Here is a 20,039-nt window from a genome sequence, read left to right on the forward strand (position 1 = left end):
ACTTCCGCTCATGATCTCCACCCGTATTTTCCGGATCGTTATTGGACTATGCGCACTTGTTTATCTGCTCGGCATTTTCATGATTCCCTTGATGGATATTGACGCTTCCCAGTATGCGTCTATCAGCAGGGAAATGCTGGAGAATAACAGTTTTCTGCAGGTCTTTGATCTGGGGTATGATTACCTCGATAAACCTCCTTTGCTTTTCTGGTTATCCGCGCTGAGTATGAAGATACTGGGGGTGCACGACTGGTCCTACCGGCTGCCGTCTTTCTTTTTTGCCTTACTCGCCGTGTATGCAACCTATCGGCTGGCGCTGATCTATTACCGTAAAGAGATTGCGCAGCTTAGCGCTATGGTACTGGCTGCATCACAGGCGTTGATCCTGATCACACACGATGTGCGCACCGATACCATGCTGATGGGATGGGTGGCATTGAGCCTCTGGCAAATGGCCGCCTGGTACGAAACCGGTAAGTGGAAAAATTTTCTGTTCGCTTTTGTGGCCATCGGTTGTGGTATGATGACCAAAGGTCCGATTGCTTTGATGGTTCCCGCTTTTGCGTTTGTACCCCATGTACTCTTACGCCGCGACTGGAAACAACTGTTTCGCTGGGAATACCTGCTGGGTATATTGATCATTGCAGTGATGCTGGTGCCCATGAGTATCGGCTTATACCGGCAGTTCGATCTGCATCCGGGAAAAATGATCAATGGGGTGCCGATCCAGTCGGGACTGCGTTTTTATTACTGGACACAAAGTTTTGGTCGTTATACCGGTGAGAATGTATTCAATGAAATGAATCATTTCACTTTTCTGCTCGAGAATATGCTCTGGAGCTTTTTACCCTGGATCCTGTTCTTCCTGTTAGGTTTGGTGTTTTCAGTAAAGGAATTGATCCGGAAAAAATTTCATCTTACCGGAAAAGAAGAGTGGGTGAGTGCCGGTGGTTTTATCGTAACCTACTGCATCCTCGCCCGCAGCCAGGCACAATTGCCGCATTATATTTTTGTGGTATTTCCTCTGGCCGCCATAGTTACAGGAAAGTTCCTGTTTCAATTACTGTTTACCGAAGAACTCATAAGATGGAGAAAGCCCCTGCTGGTGCTGCATGTTTGTATTTTTACCTTACTGTGGGTGGCTGCGGTGGCTTTGCTGGTATGGCCATTCCAGGTTCCCCTGTTTGTAGCGGTACTGGCAGGTGCGGGCCTCATAGGATTGTTTGTTATCCTTTCTTCCAAAAAATTACAATTACCGGTACTGCTTTGCGTGGCATTGTATACGGTGCTGGGTGTGAACAGTTTTCTCAGCACGGCTTTTTATCCCAATGTGTTACGCTACCAGTTAGGGAATGATGCAGCCGCTTTTATCCGATCCAATAACCTTCCCAAAGAAAAAATTGCTTTATATGGTATCCATGAAGGAAGAGCCCTGCATTTTTATGCCCAGCGTATTTTTCCTACCCGGGTATCGCCCAATGATTTTCGGCAGGATGAAATGGTGATTACCGTAAAGGATAGCCTGCCTGTTTTTACCCAACGTTTCCCAGATGCAAAAGTATTACACGAGGGAAGCCATTTTGGGGTAACTGCTTTGTCATTACCCTTCCTAAACCCCGCCACCCGCGAGCAGGAAGTGCCCAAATATGTACTTATTGCATTGGGAAACAGGCCTTAAATGGTGATTTGTCAGGTATTGTTTAGTTTTGGGTAAGTTCCATTATGACAGAAGTAATTATTTTATTGATATTGATCGTGATCAACGGCCTGTTTTCGATGGCCGAGATCTCGCTGGTTTCGGCACGTAAGGCAAGACTGGAGGCACAGGCCCTGAAAGGGGATACCGATGCCAAAAAAGCCCTGCAACTGGCCAATCATCCCGAAACTTTTTTATCTACGGTGCAGATCGGCATTACGCTGATCGGCGTATTAACCGGTATCTATTCCGGCGATAGTTTCAAACTTCCCCTGCAGCAATGGCTGATGAAATTTGATTGGCTGGCGCCTTACAGCAGCACCATCGCCACCACTTTTATCGTGATTATTCTTACCTATCTCTCGCTGGTATTGGGAGAACTGGTACCCAAACGCCTGGGATTGAGTAATCCTGAAATGATCGCTAAATCGGTAGCAGCACCCATGCGCATTGTTACCTGGATCATGTACCCATTCATCTGGTTACTGGGTATTTCGGCTAACAGTATTATCCGTTTATTCAATATCAAAAGCAACGATAACCAGGTAACCGAAGAAGAGATCAAAGCCATTATCAGCGAAGGAACAGAACATGGTGCCATTGAAGAAGCGGAACAGGATATCATTGAGCGGGTATTCCATCTCAGCGACCGTAACATCACTTCCCTGATGACACACCGGAGCGAGATCACCTGGATTGATGGTAAAAAAACGATCGGTGAAATAAAAGCTTCGATGGAAGAAGTGATCCATTCCATGTACCCGGTTTGTGAAGATGATATCGATCATATCAAAGGGGTGGTAAGCATCAAAGACCTCTTTGCGGCCGACGCATCCGCCACCGTCTTTTCCATCATGGGCGATGCCATGTATGTGCCCGAGAACAATACGGCCTACCAGGTGCTCGAAAAATTCAAGCAGACCAAGATCCACCACTGTTTTATTGTAGATGAATACGGAAGTGTGCAGGGGCTCATGACATTAAACGATATCCTCGAAGCCATTGTAGGCGATATTCCGCAGGAAGAAGATGAAGAACATGAGATCATCGAAAGAGCCGACGGTTCTTTCCTGATCGATGCGCAGATCCCTTTCTACGATTTTCTCTCCCATTTTGATAAAACAGAATGGATGCTGGAAGGCGACCAGGACTTTGATACCCTCGGCGGTTTTATCATCCACGAACTGGAAAAGATCCCCACCACCGGCGAAACCATGGAATGGAAAAACTTCAGATTTGAAATCGTGGATATGGATAATCACCGGATTGATAAGATATTGGTGACGGCGGGGGCGTAGCGAACAGATGAACAGATGAACAGATGAACAGATGAGCAAGGAACGGATGAACAGATGATCGGAACTGAAAAGCTTAATGGGCGTGTTTAGATTAATTCTGTGAAATTCCCTAACGCTGTTCCTCTGTGTTGAAAATAGTCATCTATCAATATCACCCAAAATCATCCCTATTCGTTTGCAACAAAGAGACACGGAGTGACAGAGTAGCACAGAGAGAATGAAGAGGTATACGGTCTCAAAGTGAAATAATAACTTTCACTGTCCATTAGCGGTAGCTAATCTTAACAAACTTGTATTTTCATTCTTCTGTTCCTTGCTCGTCTGTTCATCTGTTCTTCTGTTCAAAACTCAAACACCGCATAATTCTTCGGAAAATCCAGCTTATAACTTTTATCCTCATTCTTACTCTTCACATGAATCAGGTTACTCTGCAGTTTTTCAAAATCGTATAAGAGACTGCAATCGATCTCCAGTTTTTTGATGTCGGTTACTTTGGGGATCTCAAGGTAACTCCATACACTTTCTTTCTGGATCTCGTGGCCCAGGTAATGCATGGTAACGGGCTGACCGTTTATTTTTAGGCGGATGGTACGGGTAAGGTATGTGCCGATCTGTTTATCGAGAAATGCGGCATCGGCCGGCTTCAGGATATCGAGGCGGGTAGTGGTATATTTCTGGATCGTTTTCTCCAGGTCTTCGGTAAAAATGCGCACACTTACTTCTGCGGTGGCTTCTTTCGCATTATGATTAATTTCAATAACAGATACATAGAAAGGATGCAACAGCGCCAGAATTCCCGTTACCATCCACTGAACCAGTATATTTACCATTCAAATAGGTTTTTTGACAGGTACAAAGGTCATGATTAATTTAACATCCTGCACATGAATGATTTTGGATTATATTTTGAATTAGGCTACCAGCATATTGCCGACCTCAGGGGCATCGATCATATCCTGTTTGTAATGGCCCTTTGCCTGCGTTACCAGTTCCAGGACTGGCGCAAGATTCTCGTACTGGTAACCGCTTTTACCATCGGGCATTCCATTACACTGGCCATGAGTGTGTTTAACCTGGTGGATTACCCGGTAAAATGGATCGAATTCCTGATTCCGGTTACCATTATGGTGACGGCTATCAGCAATGTATTTGTGAAAAAGTTCGTTTACAAGACCCGTTTTCCGGTGATCTATTTTTTTGCCCTTTTCTTTGGGTTGATCCATGGCCTCGGTTTCAGCAATTACCTGAAAAGCCTGCTCGGAACCAATACCAATATCGTATCACAACTGCTCGCCTTTAATCTGGGCCTCGAAGCAGGGCAGTTGCTGATTGTAACCGGCGTTTTATTGATTTCCTTTATATTCGTAACCATTTTGAAATGTAACCGCAGGGAATATATCCTGTATCTCACCGGAGGTATTTTCGCAGTTGCGGTTCAGATGGCCATCGAAAGACTTCCTTTCTAAAACAAAAACAGAGAATGAGAAAACTGCTTATCCTGTCCTTACTGTTATGTACAGCCGGCCTTATACAGGCCCAGGACATCCGTAACAACCCAACTTCCAACCATGGAAACAAGTTTGAACAGTTGGGAACCATTTTACCCACGCCCAATGAGTACCGTACGGCCAGTGGTGCACCAGGTCCCAAATACTGGCAGCAGCGCGCTGATTACGAGATCAAATGTGAGCTGGACGAAGCTAACCTGAAATTAAAGGGTAGCGAAACCGTAACCTATTTCAACAACTCGCCCGATGTGTTAACCTATATCTGGTTACAGCTGGATGAGAACGAACACAGTACCGTTAACAACGCCAACTACCAGGATGCAAGCGTACTGAGCAGAGCTGTTTCTGCCGGTGCTATTGATAAAATGGAAGGACAGAAAACAGATAACGGCTATGGTTTTATCATCTCTAAGCTTACAGACGCTACCGGTAAATCACTGAAATATGTGGTTAACAAAACCATGATGCGTGTAGATCTGCCCGCTGCGTTAAAGCCCGGACAGAAATTCGTTTTCAACCTCGACTGGAGTTATAAAATCTCTGACCGTATGACTTTTGGCGGTCGTGGTGGTTATGAGACCCTTGATGGACATAACCTCTTTACCATGGCACAATGGTATCCCCGTTTGTGCGTGTACAGCGATTTCCAGGGATGGCAGAACCACCAGTTCACCGGTAGGGGAGAATTTGCACTTGCATTCGGTAACTACAGTGTGCAGATGACCGTACCGGCCGACCATGTGGTATTGGCTACCGGTCAGTGTCAGAACTACCCACAGGTATTAACTGCGGCTCAACTGGCCCGCTGGAACCAGGCACAGAATGCCAAAGAGCCTGTAGAGATCGTTACACTGGAAGAAGCAGTAAAAGCAGAAAAGCAGATCAGCCCGGCTAAAAAAACATGGGTGTTCAAAGCAGAGAACGTAAGGGATTTTGCCTGGACAGCCAGCCGTAAATATATCTGGGATGCCATGCCGGCCTATGTAGAAGGCAAAAAGATCATGTGTATGAGTGGTTATGCCAAAGAAGCCTATGGCCTGTACCGCAAGTTCTCTACCAAAGCGGTGGCACATACCATTAAAACCTATTCTAAATTCTCTATTCCTTATCCTTACCCTGTAGCGCAGAGTATTGAAGCGGCTAACGGTATGGAATATCCGATGATCTGTTTCAACAACGGACGTACACAGAAAGATGGCACTTACAGCGAGTCTACCAAACTGGGTATGCTGGGTGTGATCATTCACGAAGTAGGACATAATTTCTTTCCCATGATCGTTAACAGCGATGAGCGCCAGTGGTCATGGATGGATGAGGGACTGAACTCTTTTGTAGAGTACCTCACCGAAGAACTCTACGATAACAAATTTCCTTCCCGTATGGGCTTTGCTTCTTCTATGAAAGGGTATATGTCTTTACCCAAAGACCAGCTGGAGCCGATCATGACCAATAGTGAAAACATCATTGGTTTTGGTCCGAATGCCTATACCAAACCCGCCACCGGTCTGAACATCCTGCGCGAAACCATTATGGGACGTGAGCTGTTCGATTATGCGTTTAAAGAATATGCACGCCGCTGGGCCTTCAAACACCCAACCCCTGCCGATCTCTTCCGTACCATGGAAGATGCGAGCGGAGAAGACCTGGATTGGTTCTGGAGAGGATGGTTCTACGGTATTGAGCCTTGCGATATTGCCATTGATACGGTGAAACATGCTGTATTCGATCCGAACGCTGCTGCCCCTGCAGGCGGTGGATTTGGAGGCAGAGGTGGATTCGGCGGACCTTCCGGCCCACGTGGTATGGATAAACCCGTACTGCCCATGTTTGATGATATTTCCAAAGTACGTAACCGCGAAGACAAACGCATCGTGTTCCTGACAGATGCCGATACCAGCCTCCGTGATTTTTACTGGAGATATGCCAGAGGTCTGGAGCCATACGATTCCATCACCAAGATCCCGGCCCCGGCGCCTGCTGCTGCACCAGAAGCCATGAGTGCAGAAGACAAAGCCAAATATGCAGATGTAAATCTGTACGAGATCACTTTCGCCAACAAAGGCGGATTGGTAATGCCGATCATTGTTGAGTTTGCTTTTGCAGATGGAACCAAAGAAACACAAAGAATCCCCGCACAGATCTGGCGCAAAAATGAGAACAGTGTAACCAAATTATTCCTTACCCGGAAAAAAGCGGTGAGCATTAAACTGGATCCGATGAAAGAAACAGCAGACATCAATGAAGCCAATAACGTATGGCCTAAGAATGGTGCAGTAGCAGCGGAACCCAGCAAGTTCGCCATATTCAAAGCCGCCAACAGGCAGCGCGGACAGTCGCAAGGTGTAAACCCAATGCAGAATGCATTGCAGAAAGGAAAATAGTAACAGGTTGTGCTAAATACAATAAAGCCACTGCGTAATTGCGGTGGCTTTATTTGTGAGTGGGCAATTGTGAATAGTCAATTGTCAATAGATCGGTTCTATTCACTATTGACCATTCACCATTCACCATTCACAAAAAACAAACATTAAATAACAGATCGTCATGAAATCACTTTGTTTCTTAATAACGCTTTTCTTCGCCCTCTCCACCCAGGCTGCTACCGTAGACACCGTAGAGATCTACAGTAATAGTATGCACCGCACAGTTAAGACAGTAGTAGTGCGGCCGGGTTCTTACAGCAAGGACAAGAACACACGTTATCCGGTACTCTACCTCCTGCACGGGGCTTTTGGCAGTTATTCCAACTGGATCCGCAAAGTGCCGCATATACAGCAACTCGCCGATCAGCACCAGCTGATGATCGTTTGTCCGGATGGCGGATTTACCAGCTGGTATTTTGATAGTCCGGTAGACAGTACCTACCGTTTCGAAACCTTTGTAGGAACGGAAGTACCGCAGTACATCGACCAGAACTACCGTACCATCAACGACCGGAAGGGCAGGGCCATTACCGGATTGAGTATGGGTGGTCATGGTGGTATTTTTCTGGGTTTCCGTCATGCAGACCGTTTCAGCGCCTGTGGCAGTATGAGTGGGGCATTACATGTGAGTGTGATTACCAAAGGTTATGATGTAGAAAAAAGACTGGGCGATACGGCTGCCAACCGAACCTACTGGAAAGACTGGAGCGCTTTGAATGTAATAGAAAAATATCCGTCCGATTCACTCGCGATCATCATTGATTGCGGTACCGAAGACAGGGTGCTGGCTATGAACAAAGCCATGCACGAAAAAATGCTCAAACTAAAGATCCCCCACGATTACACCGAACGCCCCGGCGAACATAACTGGGCGTATTGGGAAAAAGCAATTGATTACCAGGTATTGTTTTTCAGGAAGTATTTTGATAGGCAGAAGTAGTGAGTGGTGAATGGGCAATTGTGAATAGGGAGACCATCTCTGTGAATCTCTGTTACGCTGTGTCTCTGTGTTGAAAGATCAGGCTTTTGCTATTGGGTAATGGAGCATTGGTAAGATTTTTCAACACAGAGCCGCAGAGAGTAGGAGTTACACAGGGAAAAGCAGCTGTTTGCACTGGCCATGATACATTGCTCATTCACCATTGACCATTCACAACAAAAGCAACTCAAAAGAGTTGCTTTTTTATTGATGCAGTTAATACAATGAAGCCCCGTTAATAAATCATTGCATCTGCCATCTGCACCAACTATCAGGATCCCTGGGGGAAGTGATCGGTTTGTTCATAGGTACATACGGTATTATTTCTTTGCCGGTTGCCTGTGTTGCAGCGAAAAGTTCAGGCCAAAACTGCTCAGGCGGATACTGCCATAACCAACACCTCCCAATGGTATTTTGGCGTATGGTTCTATCTGTAAAGCCCATTTTTTACTGATTTTGTTCTCAAAACCAACAGAGAAATGTGCGATAGACAGTACATGTTTATCATCCGAGTCAAGCGTACTATGCCGGGTTACCGGTTGGTTATTAGAATAGTAGAAATAATCATAGCTCTCTTTGGTCATAAAATAAGAGGAGAGACCGGCACTGAAAAAGCTGCTTTTGTTCTCATTTTTGCCCATCGTATATCTTACCTGTAAGGGTACTTCCCACATGCGGCAATAACCGGTAACATTTTCGAGATTATAATAACTTGCCCATGTGCCTTTGGGTGCGGTAAAGTCTTTGCCGGCAACTTTATAATTTTTCTGCGTGTAGATAAGTCCTGTATGAACAGACCACCGGTTACTGAAATGATACCCGGCCATCATACCCAGGTTAATACCCGGATCGTTGGCATACCTGAATTTAACGGTGCTTTTATCTACCCCGGCTACAAAGGCATAACTGAATCCTCTTCGGCTGCTATTTACTTTTACCACTGGGGCTGGAGCCGGTTCTTCTGTTTTGGCAGGTTCGGTAATCGTTATGGGCGTGGTTATTTTTTCTGCTGTGTTGGTTTGTGTCTGTTCTGTTTCTGCTTTTTGAGACTGATCCGTTGTAGTAAGTGCTGTTTTTTCAGTAACGGGATGCGCTAATGGTAACGGTATATCCGTTTTTTTATCACTGATAGTAGGTGTATTAGAAGTAGAAACGGGCGGGTTGTTTTCAGCGATCTCTTTTACACCGGAACTACGGTCATAAGCATTTGGTTTATCAGAGAGGCTTTTGTTTTTTCTGGAACGGATAACTTTTGTTGCACCCAACCCGGATACTGTTTCGGTTTGCAGGGTAGCTCTTGTTATTGATTCGGTTTCTGTAAAGCTTTGATCTTTTTTCTCTGCTTCTTCCTGCATGTGTTGTGTATCCTGTACCGTTATTTTTTCAGATGAATTGGCTGGTTTTGTTTCCTGAATGGTTTTGCCGGATACAGTGCCGGCATCTGAGGTGGCTGATGTTGCTACTTGATCAGCAGAATGATTGGTGCCCATCCAATAAGCCACCCCACCGCCTACCAACAACAGGGGTAATAACCACCAGAACAGAAAACGACGTTTTTTCTTTTCTGTTACGGGCATAATACGGTCAAGCTCCTCGCTGAGTGCCTGCCAGTTGGCTTCTCCGGGAGGTGTATATCTCCCGGCAGCTTCCCTGCTTAAGCGGTCCAGTTCTTTATCGTCACCAAGATTATACATATGCTTTGTACTCGGTTTGTTTTGTAATGATTTTTCTGAGGTTATGCCTTGCCTTCGACAGGTTCGATTTAGAGGCTCCCACACTGATACCCAGTTGCGAAGAAATTTCTTCATGGCTGAACCCCTCGATCACAAACAGGTTAAAGACTGTTCTGTACACGGGCGTTAACTGGCAAATGGCTTCCATGATCTCCTGGTACATCAGTTTGTCAATCCCCGTTTCCTGCACATCGGCAAAAGTTTCGCCTTCTTCGCTGATCTCCTGGCTTACCAGTTTCAGGTGGTTGCGCCGCAGGTGGTCGATGCAGGTATTTACCACAATCCGTTTAAACCAGCCTTTCAGCAAAGCTTCGGTTTCACCATTACGGTTACCGTCGAACTGCTGTATATTCCTGAATAATTTAATAAATGATTCGCTAACGAGTTCTTCGGCTTCCTCTGTTCTGCTGATATAACGGTAACAGATCTTCATAGCATAGTCATACAGCCAGTGATAGAGGTCACGCTGGCTGTTACGGTCATTTTTACAACAACCGTTAATCAAACTCGATATCTGTTGTATCTCCCGGGGCAATGGTTTACAGGATACAGTTTCTGGTAATAGTCAGGTTAAAGCTACAATTCCTGCCGGTTATACGGGAATGGGGAGGGTGGGGTTGCCTGGGGGGGATGGGTAAATAAGGTAAATAAGGTAAATAAAGTAAATAAGGTAAATAAAGTAAATAAGTATATAGGTAAATAAGTATATAGGTAAATACGGTAAATGGGGAGGTTAGCGGCCGGTGCGGCCGTCGCGGACTTTGTTTTTTTTGCCGGAGGTCTTTTTTTCGAATTCGAGTACTTCTTTGGGTTTGGGTTTATCGGCGGGTTTGGCTTTGCTGGTGTCGGTGGCGGCTTTGGTGAGGCCTGCGGCGGAGGTTTCGGCACCGGGTTCCTGTAACTGGTCCAGAAAATAGGCTTCGGTGCTGATCAGTTTACCGGTGGGTGGATAATAGTATTTCCAGGTTCCATGCCGCAGCGAACTGCCCTCATTTTTCACCACTACCCGCTCATATTTGTTGGGATCCTTCAGGTCGGCCACATCAACAGTATCGTAGAGTTTGTTGGGATTGAAGGCGCGCCAGCTTTCCTCCCTCTCCAGCCCGGCCAGGGTAAAATACCGGCAGATCCCGTTTTTATTGCCCCAGCGGTAATTCTCGGTGGCCACCAGGTCGTCCATCAGGTTGTAGCGGCGCCAGAGGCCCTCTTTGCGGTCGTTTACGTAACTGCCCTCTTCCTCATAACCCGGCTCTCCCCGCAGGGGATCCACATGAATGGTCCATTTGCCCTGTTTCAGTCCTTTACTGTCTACAATATTCAGTGTATCGCCTTTAACGCCAATGCGGAAGCTTTTGTATTGGGCCGGAGCCGATACAGAAAATAAAATGAGCAATGGTAGCAGGAGACGTTGCATAATTGCTAAATTGGGTACTCGAATTTATTACTTATTTATAACTGCTATGAGAAGATTAACAATCCTGTTACTCCTGCTGGTTGCCACGCAGGCAATGGCCCAGGTAAAACCTACCCCCGCTTCGGAACGTTTAAAAAAGACCGACCAGCGGAAAGCGCTTTTACAGCGTTCTTTACTTAACGGAACCACTTTCCGGAATATCGGTCCCAGTGTGATGAGTGGCCGTGTGGCCGATCTGGAAGTGAATCCCGATGATCCTACGGAGTTTTATGTAGCGTATGCCTCTGGCGGTTTATGGCATACCGTTAACAACGGGCAGAGTTTTACCTCCCTATTCGATTCAGAAGATATCCTTACCCTTGGCGATATCGCCGTTAACTGGAAAACCCGCACCATCTGGGTGGGCACCGGTGAAGTGAACAGCAGCCGTTCTTCTTATGCCGGCATTGGTCTGTACAAGTCATCCGACAATGGCAAAACATGGGAGTACCTTGGTTTGCCCGAAAGCCATCATATCGGAAAGATCCAGTTACATCCTACCGATAATAACACGGCATGGGTAGCTGCGCTGGGGCATCTCTACTCCTCCAACAAAGAAAGAGGTATCTATAAAACCACCGATGGTGGTAAAAACTGGAAACAGACATTGTATGTAGATGAGAATACCGGTGGTGTGGATATGGAACTGAATCCCAAGAACCCCAACGAATTATATGCTGCCATGTGGTACCGTACCCGCTCTGCCTCCAATTTTGAAGAAGGCGGTAAAACCAGCGGCATCTACAAAAGCAACAATGGCGGCGATAGCTGGGAGCTGATTTCACAGGCCGGCAGTGGTTTCCCTTCGGGCGAGGGTGTGGGCCGGATCGGTCTGGCCGTGGCACAACAGAATTCGAACGTGGTATATGCTGTAGTAGATAATAATTTCCGCCAGCCGGATACCGCCCTGCGCAGAACAGATTCTACCCGGTATGTGCTGCGCGATTTTAAAGACCTTACCAAAGAACAGTTCCTCGCATTGGACGATAAAAAACTGAACGCATTTATCAGCAACCGCCGTAACGGTATTCCGCAGAGATATTCGGCCGCCGCTATCAAAGACGGCGTATCGAGCGGTAAATATGCGCCTTCGGTGATATGGGATTTTCTGTTCGATGCCAATACGGCTTTGTTCGAAACACCGATTATCGGTTGTGAACTTTACCGAAGCGATGATGCCGGTAAAACCTGGAAAAAAACCAATACCAAAGCTTTGACCATGTATAGTACCTATGGTTACTATTTCGGTAAAGTGTTTGTAAGTCCGGCCAACGATAACAAAGTAGTGTTAACCGGTTTTGATATCCAGATGAGTACCGATGGCGGTAAAACCTTCAAATTTATTGGTGGCGATAATGTACACGCAGACCACCACGTAGCCTGGATGAATCCCAAAAAAGACAGTCACATGGTTATCGGTAACGATGGCGGTTGTAATATCACCTACGATAACGGCGAACACTGGTTCAAAGCCAATACACCACCGGTAGGACAGTTTTATAACGTAGCAGTAGACATGGCCAAACCCTACAATGTATATGGTGGTTTGCAGGATAATGGAACCTGGTATGGCAAAAGCACTACCCGCGAAAGTTTTGACTGGTTCGATTCGGGCCATAACCCTTACACCGGTATTGGCGGAGGAGATGGTATGCAGGTGCAGGTTGATTGGCGCGATAACAAAACCGTGTATAGCGGTTCTCAGTTTGGCGCTTACGCTCGCCAAACATTGGGTGTGGGCGATTATAAATCAGTTCGTCCCTCACGCGATCTCGGCGAAACGGCGCTGCGTTATAACTGGCAAACACCGATCCTGTTAAGCCGTCATAACCAGGATGTGTTTTATTATGGCAGTAATAAATTTCACCGCTCTTTTAACCGAGGCGATAGTTCCGTTGCCATGAGTGCCGACTTAACCACCAACCCCAAACAGGGTGATGTGCCTTTTGGTACTACGACTACGATGAGTGAGAGTCCGCTGCGTTTTGGATTGGTATATGTAGGTACCGATGATGGCAATATCCAGGTAACCAGGGATGGTGGGTATAGCTGGGAGCTGATCAACAAAAAATTACCCAAGGGTTTATATGTGAGTCGTGTATTTGCGAGTGCTTTTAAAGAAAGCCGTGTATATGCTTCGCTGAATGGTTATCGGAATGATAATTTCCTGCCTTATCTGTATGTGAGCGAAGATTATGGTGCTACCTGGAAACAGATCGGCAAGGATCTGCCTAATGAACCTATTAATGTGGTGAAGGAAGACCTGACCAATGAGAACATTTTGTATGTAGGAACCGATGGCGGTTTGTATGTGAGCCTGGATGGCGGTGCTACATCGATGATGTGGAACAAAGGGTTGCCTTACAGCGTGCCCATCCATGATCTGGTACAACACCCGCGCGAGAATGAGCTGGTGCTCGGAACCCATGGCCGCAGTCTCTATATCGCCAAACTGGATGAGTTACAGAAACTGGCCAAAGATGCCGACTACCGAGCTAAAAAAGAAGCGGAGCTGAATAAAGCCAAGTAGGCTTCAGTTTAAAAACGATCTAACCGTGCCCTTGTGCCTTTGTGTGAATATTATTTCTCACACAAAGGCACAAGGGCACGGGTTTGTTAGAGATCACATTCATCGAGAATTATCATATTCAAAAAAAATGAGTATTTTAGTGAGAAACGCAGATCTATGAGTTATCATCTATGAGACTTCTAACAATTACAGCACTTTTACTTTTTTCGATAAGGTCTATTTCCCAGGACAATAGCTTGATACAACTTGCCTTTAAGGATAAGTCCAATTTTGAAATTACTACGCTTTTAGGCAATAAAAGACCGGCTGCTTATTTTGTGTTGAGCAAAACGGATAAGTGGAATACATATCGGTTTCATTTGAACGAAGATCTTACATCTGATAGTGTGAGAAAGAGTTTAGAGAGTGATGAGCATTCGCCTTACAACTATAGCTACCTTTTCAGAGATACGGTACTAGATTTGCTTTTCAACGAAACTGAAAAACAGCATTTACACAGAGTGGCGCAATTAATGAAGCCAAGACAACTTACTGACACCTTTCATGTGTTCAAATTGATAAAGTCATTTAATACTACTATAAATGACTTCTTCTTTTCTGTAACTGATCCGATTTTCACCCGGGACAAACAGTATGCTTTTGTTGATATTACTATATATAAAAAAGAAAAGGAAACAGAAGATTTTAATCACGCTTATTTTGGAACGACATTGCTGATTTACAAGAATATAAAAGGTAAAGGTTGGTCGATAATAAGGAAAGTAAATCGCCTGATTCTGTAATGGGGAAGGCCTACGCTTAAATATACTAAACATGAAATGGACCTACCTCATCAAAAATAAACTAACCGCCTCAGCTGTATTACTTACCTTATGCCTCTTGGTACTTCTCAGCAACTACCTGGACAGGGTACACACCAAAAACGTAACCAATGCCATTTCTACCTTATATGCAGACAGGCTGCTTGCGGAAGAATATATTTTTAAAATGACCAGCACTATCTACCAGATCAGAGAAATATTGCATGCGGAGCAACCCAATGATGCAAAAGCAACTGCTATCGGTAAACTGATGAATGCGTTTGCTGATGCTTACCAGACGTATAACAAAACAAAACTTACTACCACTGAAAAGGCTACCGCTACTGAACTGAACGGCCACTTTACAAATCTGCAGCAAACATTTGCCAGTAACCAGTATGGTGCTTCCGATGATACGGAAAAAGCAATTGCTTCTTTGAACAGACTTTCTACAGTTCAGTTAGAAGAATCAAAGCTGATCATGAAAAATGTTGAACTGCAGTATGCTACTATCAAAGCCTCTTCGCAATTTGCGTTTGCTATTGGTATCATTATTTTGCTTGTATTGCAGGCGATCGTTTTTACGGCTAAAGCAGTGGTGCCGGTAAATATGCCCAGCGATACAACACTCAATTAGTTACCTAAGGTTTCAGAAACTTGCTGATGGAGTTTGAATTAATTCATACAAATGGATTCTCCTCAGCGTAAACTCCGCTTCTCTGCGGCTCTGCGGTTGGATATGGCTTGTGCTCACCGCGGAGCCGCAGAGAGCAGGGAGATCTCGCAGAGAAAACATTGTGGTAAGGTCAATCGCTACTGAGAAGTTTTCTAAAGGTATCAGGGGTATTTGATAGCTCTTTTTTGCAGGATCCACAAATCATGGCCACCCGCTTTTTGCGGATGCTCTTTTCCCTCATACATTTCTTTTACTTCGAAATAGGGTTCCAGCATTTTCTTGAACAACAAGGGCTGGTGCCAGCTCGTCATCATGCGGTGGCCTGGTTGCGGGTATTGCCGGCTATAGATGCCATAACCGGATAGCTGTCTTTTTTCGTCCAAACGCAGTTGATGTATATAGTTACTGCCATGCGTGGTAAGCAGCAAAATGCCATCCGGCTTCAGAATCCTGTGCAGTTCTTCGATCCATGCCGGTTGCGCGGATGCATCTATATGGGTGAGTACAGAAAACCCGTAAACCAGGTCAAAAAAGTCAGGCGCATAGGGGGTAGGCGGAAAGGAATGAATAGATGTGAAAGTGATAGCTGGATAATATGTTTTATTCCAATCTATCATGGCTTCATTGGCATCGGCACCATAGAGCCGCGCCGCGGGTAGCAGGGCTGGCAGATGACGTATGATCCTGCCTACACCGCAACCCCAATCAAGGATTTTGAGATCTGTATGAGGGAGATAGGGTTTTGTCCAGCCAATGATTTCCTTCGCAGCTATTTCTCCATCAGCGATAAATTTCCGGTAATCCAATTGGTAGGTTTCATAGATATGCTGGTCCGGTGGAATGACCAATCCCGGATAGGCCTGACGATACAAACTGTTCTGTTTCCCTTGCTGCTGTCTTGCCATCCAGAACGAAACACGGTGCAGCGTTGGTGCCAGCCGTAACCGGTAGAGCAGGTATTTGACGAAGGCCCTCAAAATCTGCGCTGTTTTCTTTTCTGCCACAATACAAAACCGGTAATGCTGAGCAATCCGCCCGATAATCCGAATATAGTGTACAGCAGTTTTACGGGCCAGCCACCATAGCGGCCGTAATGGATCTGTGCATTAATGATATCGCGGCGGTTTTCGGGAATGATCTCTGTTACAAATGCCGTTTTGTTTAAAGCTCCAGAACTATCGAGGAAAACAGCATCTGCGAATTTTTTGTTGTGGATAAAAGCATTGGTAGATCTGCTGCCATACACTGCCGTTTTTCCTTTGGAAGAACCAGCAAAATAGATCACATGGGCACTAAAAGCCGGGTGCTGTTGCTGCACCTGTTTAATGGCACTGTCCAGAGAGAAGGATAGGGGCGCTGAGGCTTTGATAATTGGTGTATAGGGTTGCGATGCCGCATAAAAATCTTTCGAAAAAACATATCGTTGCATCCATACACCGGTGGCGCCGATCATAAGGTTGAAAAGCAGGGCATATACCCCTACAACCTGGTGCAGGTTACTCCTTCGGTATAATGGTTTTTTGAACAATAAAACAGGAAGGATCTTTTTGCGGTAATGTATAATGCCTGTGCAAAGGCTCAGTAAAAACAGCACCCCAAAAAAGCCCAGTATCCACTCACCCGTTTTTTTCAGGTGAAGGGAATTGTGAAAAACAGTGAGCCAGGCCATAAAATTGTGCCGTCTGTCTTTTCCTCCACCCCGGAACCACAATACTTCGGCCGTTTGCGGATGCAGGAACACCTGCATGGTCTGGCTGCCTTTTTTATAAGACGAATCATACACCGAAAAAATATAAGGTTTGCTTGTATTTTCTGCCAGGTTACAACTGCTGATCTGTGCCTGCGGAAATTCTTTCTGCAGACTTCTGTAACAACTATCTACCGTTAACAAAGGCAGGTTGAACTGTTGCTTAATAACGGGATATTGCAGGGCATCCAGCTCCTCATGAAACACCAGAGCGGCACCCGAGAGCGACATCAACACAATAAAAATGCCCGATAACAGACCGGAGAAGGAATGTATCCTGAATAAAAATCTTTTTTGCATGAAGTGGTTTGTGCTGCCAAATGTAAGGTTTCATCAGTAACTCAGTATGATCTCTGCTTTACCAGATAGATTTAAGCGTGTATAATTTCCCATTTTGTAAAGCTTTTGTACCCTTAGCAGGGAAGATGCTTAGGCTACTAAATTCGCTTACCGGAAAAAAGAGATCCGTCATTACCAGGCTACCGTTATCTGCAAACAGTTCCACAGAGGATTTGTCTATATAAAGATGCATGGTAAGTAGTTTCCCTGTTGCCGCTCTGGGGGCCTTGTGCACAGCTGCAAAATCTTTGGAGAAACCGGTCTGCTGTAATTGGCTGCGGTTAATGTAAAACTCGTTTTTGGTTGGGTTGTATCCGATCCTCACAGATTCATTCTCTTTGTTGCGTAATTCTATTCCCAGGTCATTGCTGCCTGCGGCAGACAGGTCAAAACGAAGTGTTATCTCAGCCAGTGATATGGGATAGTTTTTTCCGGCGGTAAGTGTAACCGGGTTCTGCGTAGTTCTGAGTTGGTCTGTTTCGGTAACAGGTGTTGTTCGTAAACGGAAACCCTTGCTGGTTTCCTGTAAAAACAATTCTCTGGGTAAGGTCATGGCACTGCGCCATTTCTGCGTGGGTACAGTTTGTGCATACTGCCAGTTACTCATCCAGCCCAGAAACAAGCGGCGCTGGTTGGGTGCATTGTACCAGGTTACACCGGCATAATTATCCGTACCCTCATCCAGCCATAGTTTTGTTTCGCTGCTGTTTTCATTCGTAAATGTTTTCCCATCAAAACTGCCGATAAAATATTGGGTACCACTGCCGCCGTTGGGGGCACCTGTGCCAATACTGACCAGTAATACCCATTTGCTTTTTCCTTCTTTGGTTTTGAGTTGAAACAGATCGGGGCATTCCCACACGCCACCATGACTGCCTTCCGTTTTTCCGAAACGGCCAGTCAGTTCCCAGTTTTTTAAATCGGGTGAGTGGTAAAAGAGAATTTCATCTCCCGCGGCCATCGTCAGCACCCATCGTTGAGAAGCCACGTGCCAGATCACTTTGGGATCACGGAAATCCTTGATGCCGGGATTTTTAATCACCGGATTGTTGGCGTATTTGATCCAGGTTCTGCCTTTATCGGTGCTGTAGGCAATGCCCTGTGTCTGAAAATCTTTTCTGCCTGCTTTTTCTCCCGGCATATAATGGTAGGTGAAGATGGCCACCAGCGGTGCTTCTGCTCCTTTTTTAAAACCGGAAGTGTTTTTTTCATCCACCACCACACTACCTGAAAAAATATCTCCATGGGCATCCGGATACAAGGCAATGGGCTGGTGCTGCCAGTGTAGCATGTCTTTGCTGATGGCATGGCCCCAGTGCATGGGCCCCCATACCGTACTGTCGGGATAGTGCTGGTAAAACAAATGGTACTCGCCTTTATAATACACCATGCCATTCGGATCGTTCATCCATTTGGCCGGGGGAGAGAAGTGAAACTGTGGACGGTGAAGTTCCTGGTAAAGCTTTTTCTGCCCGATGACAGTAGGGCTACCCAGTAGGGTCATCAGCAGGCTCAAACAAAACATTCGCATGGTAGAGATTTGTAACAATTTACATAGGATTGAGTAGAATAACTACTCCACTCTGCGAAACCTCCGCTTCTCTTCTTCTCTGCGGTTGGATAAACTGCAGGCCAACCGCAGAGAACGGGAGGACGGGGAGTTATCGCAGAGGGGAAGGGGATAAGAAATTTTATCAGGCCATGAAAGAAACCATTTCCAAAGCGGTTCGGGCCAACGATTCGTCTCCCTGAATGCTGATCCGGTGTATCAGGTCTGCTGGCCGCAGGCTTTTGGAGAATAAACGCCAGCTGGTATCGGGATCCATGGTCACGGTGGCGGCTGGTTTGGCGCTGGTCTGTTTGGATAACTGCCATTGACCATTGACATAACTATTAAACCAGGATCCACCTGCATCGCCACTGATAGTGAATTGAAGGGTGGTGTTTTCTGCAGCTTCAGTATCCCGGAATGTATACGGTAAGGCCATCATGCAGGTATCGATAAAGGGGTAAAAAAATTCCCTTTCGAGATGATGACCGGGTTGATTAACCGCATCGCGGATCTGTTGCTGGTGCAGCCATTTTTCTGTGTACTCGCGTGCAATATGCATCCAGTTTTTACTTTCTTCTTCGCCGGCCCAGTTAACGGCGAAACCGGCTTTGGCAAATGGATCCAGAGAAGTATAAAAATCACAATAGGTTTTACCGGTGGCTTCGTGCAGCAGGATTAGCATAACCGGACTCACCCTCTTCATCGCTTTTACCCAATCTGCATTCAGTCCGTTCAGAAAATCTAATAGTCCCTGGTAATCATTACCGGCAAAGGACTCGCCCCAATAATTATCGCGTAACATGGACAGGCTTCTGATATTGCCATCCAGTAAATGCGCTACTACATCTTTTACCTTCCATTGTTTGGCAATGGTTTGTTTTTGCCAATCAGCAGGGGTAAGTGTATATAATAAACTGAGTAACTGCTGATCCAGTAAGGGTAGCAGGTGAACGGTATCAATGGGTATGGTGGGTGGGCTGGTCATCAGTTCAACAGTTGCTCTAAATTAACTGATTTAGGAACAAGACCGAATCCAATGATCCGGATATTTTTTAGTTTTCGTGGTAACCCAAAAAAATGGTTGATCAGCGCTGTTCTTTTTTCGACAGAAAAAAGAAAGCTAGGCCGCTTACCAGAAAAATACCTCCCACAATGGGCGACCATTGTACAGGATGTTCTTTCTCAGCACTTACCTGTAGTGGGCCGAGGTCAACTATTTTTTCTGTGGTTACATAGGTAAATCCAGTATAGGCGATCATGATGATCCCGATGGCAACTAATAAAATGGCAATTGTTTTCATGGTA

17 protein-coding genes are annotated in these 20,039 nt (G+C 45.7%); 8 read left to right on the forward strand and 9 right to left on the reverse strand.

Annotated elements, in window-relative coordinates:
- Positions 1 to 10 precede the first annotated feature (10 nt).
- Both AC1RNB_RS15365 and AC1RNB_RS15370 read left to right on the forward strand, forming a co-directional pair.
- On the forward strand, positions 11 to 1,678 hold the full coding sequence (locus AC1RNB_RS15365) for an ArnT family glycosyltransferase (RefSeq protein ID WP_493084232.1): 1,668 nt from the start codon (positions 11 to 13) through the stop codon (positions 1,676 to 1,678).
- 44 nt (positions 1,679 to 1,722) lie between these two features.
- Positions 1,723 to 2,994, forward strand: a complete 1,272-nt coding sequence (locus AC1RNB_RS15370; RefSeq protein WP_493084234.1) for a hemolysin family protein — start codon at positions 1,723 to 1,725, stop codon at positions 2,992 to 2,994.
- 341 nt (positions 2,995 to 3,335) lie between these two features.
- On the opposite strand, the gene AC1RNB_RS15375 is transcribed toward AC1RNB_RS15370, so the two are convergent.
- A complete protein-coding gene (locus AC1RNB_RS15375; RefSeq protein ID WP_493084236.1) occupies positions 3,336 to 3,824 on the reverse strand; it encodes a DUF6702 family protein in 489 nt (162 codons plus the stop codon).
- 54 nt (positions 3,825 to 3,878) lie between these two features.
- On the opposite strand from AC1RNB_RS15375, the gene AC1RNB_RS15380 reads away from it, so the two are divergent.
- The 3 genes from AC1RNB_RS15380 to AC1RNB_RS15390 all read left to right on the forward strand — a co-directional run bounded on the left by AC1RNB_RS15380 (position 3,879) and on the right by AC1RNB_RS15390 (position 7,865).
- Positions 3,879 to 4,460 (forward strand): HupE/UreJ family protein, encoded by a 582-nt coding sequence (locus AC1RNB_RS15380; RefSeq protein WP_493084238.1) that lies wholly within the window; start codon positions 3,879 to 3,881, stop codon positions 4,458 to 4,460.
- A gap of 14 nt (positions 4,461 to 4,474) precedes the next feature.
- Positions 4,475 to 6,883 (forward strand): M1 family metallopeptidase, encoded by a 2,409-nt coding sequence (locus AC1RNB_RS15385; protein WP_493084240.1) that lies wholly within the window; start codon positions 4,475 to 4,477, stop codon positions 6,881 to 6,883.
- Between the two features lie 163 nt (positions 6,884 to 7,046).
- The gene (locus AC1RNB_RS15390) at positions 7,047 to 7,865 is read left to right on the forward strand and encodes an alpha/beta hydrolase (protein ID WP_493084242.1); all 819 of its coding nucleotides are present in this window, start codon (positions 7,047 to 7,049) and stop codon (positions 7,863 to 7,865) included.
- A 359-nt stretch (positions 7,866 to 8,224) separates the two neighbouring features.
- Here AC1RNB_RS15390 and AC1RNB_RS15395 read toward each other — a convergent pair whose 3' ends face one another.
- The 3 genes from AC1RNB_RS15395 to AC1RNB_RS15405 form a co-directional block, all read right to left on the reverse strand.
- Positions 8,225 to 9,598 (reverse strand): porin family protein, encoded by a 1,374-nt coding sequence (locus AC1RNB_RS15395; RefSeq protein ID WP_493084243.1) that lies wholly within the window; start codon positions 9,596 to 9,598, stop codon positions 8,225 to 8,227.
- Positions 9,591 to 10,172 (reverse strand): RNA polymerase sigma factor, encoded by a 582-nt coding sequence (locus AC1RNB_RS15400; RefSeq protein WP_493084245.1) that lies wholly within the window; start codon positions 10,170 to 10,172, stop codon positions 9,591 to 9,593. Before AC1RNB_RS15400 ends, AC1RNB_RS15395 begins: the two co-directional genes overlap by 8 nt.
- A 198-nt stretch (positions 10,173 to 10,370) precedes the next feature.
- On the reverse strand, positions 10,371 to 11,051 hold the full coding sequence (locus AC1RNB_RS15405; RefSeq protein WP_493084247.1) for a toxin-antitoxin system YwqK family antitoxin: 681 nt from the start codon (positions 11,049 to 11,051) through the stop codon (positions 10,371 to 10,373).
- A 46-nt stretch (positions 11,052 to 11,097) separates the two neighbouring features.
- On the opposite strand from AC1RNB_RS15405, the gene AC1RNB_RS15410 reads away from it, so the two are divergent.
- The 3 genes from AC1RNB_RS15410 to AC1RNB_RS15420 all read left to right on the forward strand — a co-directional run bounded on the left by AC1RNB_RS15410 (position 11,098) and on the right by AC1RNB_RS15420 (position 15,057).
- Entirely contained in the window at positions 11,098 to 13,620 is a 2,523-nt protein-coding gene (locus AC1RNB_RS15410; protein ID WP_493084249.1) for a WD40/YVTN/BNR-like repeat-containing protein, read from the forward strand.
- Between the two features lie 170 nt (positions 13,621 to 13,790).
- Positions 13,791 to 14,402, forward strand: coding sequence for a hypothetical protein (locus AC1RNB_RS15415; RefSeq protein WP_493084251.1), 612 nt, complete (start codon positions 13,791 to 13,793; stop codon positions 14,400 to 14,402).
- A gap of 31 nt (positions 14,403 to 14,433) precedes the next feature.
- Entirely contained in the window at positions 14,434 to 15,057 is a 624-nt protein-coding gene (locus AC1RNB_RS15420) for an MCP four helix bundle domain-containing protein (RefSeq protein WP_493084253.1), read from the forward strand.
- 200 nt (positions 15,058 to 15,257) lie between these two features.
- Here the strand turns inward: AC1RNB_RS15420 and AC1RNB_RS15425 are convergent, their stop codons facing one another.
- The 5 genes from AC1RNB_RS15425 to AC1RNB_RS15445 form a co-directional block, all read right to left on the reverse strand.
- Positions 15,258 to 16,073 (reverse strand): class I SAM-dependent methyltransferase, encoded by an 816-nt coding sequence (locus AC1RNB_RS15425; RefSeq protein ID WP_493084255.1) that lies wholly within the window; start codon positions 16,071 to 16,073, stop codon positions 15,258 to 15,260.
- Positions 16,070 to 17,143: a PepSY-associated TM helix domain-containing protein gene (locus AC1RNB_RS15430; RefSeq protein WP_493084257.1), complete on the reverse strand. Its 1,074-nt coding sequence runs from the start codon at positions 17,141 to 17,143 to the stop codon at positions 16,070 to 16,072. The genes AC1RNB_RS15425 and AC1RNB_RS15430 overlap by 4 nt, the downstream gene beginning before the upstream one ends.
- Positions 17,144 to 17,201: 58 nt before the next feature.
- Positions 17,202 to 18,713 carry a glycoside hydrolase family 32 protein gene (locus AC1RNB_RS15435; RefSeq protein WP_493084259.1) on the reverse strand — a complete coding sequence of 504 codons (1,512 nt, stop codon included), beginning with the start codon at positions 18,711 to 18,713 and terminating at the stop codon, positions 17,202 to 17,204.
- Positions 18,714 to 18,876: 163 nt separating this feature from the next.
- Positions 18,877 to 19,719 (reverse strand): maleylpyruvate isomerase N-terminal domain-containing protein, encoded by an 843-nt coding sequence (locus AC1RNB_RS15440; protein ID WP_493084261.1) that lies wholly within the window; start codon positions 19,717 to 19,719, stop codon positions 18,877 to 18,879.
- A gap of 100 nt (positions 19,720 to 19,819) precedes the next feature.
- Positions 19,820 to 20,035: a hypothetical protein gene (locus AC1RNB_RS15445; RefSeq protein WP_493084263.1), complete on the reverse strand. Its 216-nt coding sequence runs from the start codon at positions 20,033 to 20,035 to the stop codon at positions 19,820 to 19,822.
- Between the last annotated feature and the right edge of the window lie 4 nt (positions 20,036 to 20,039).

This window comes from Sediminibacterium sp. GW821-FHT12F12, from assembly GCF_058806635.1.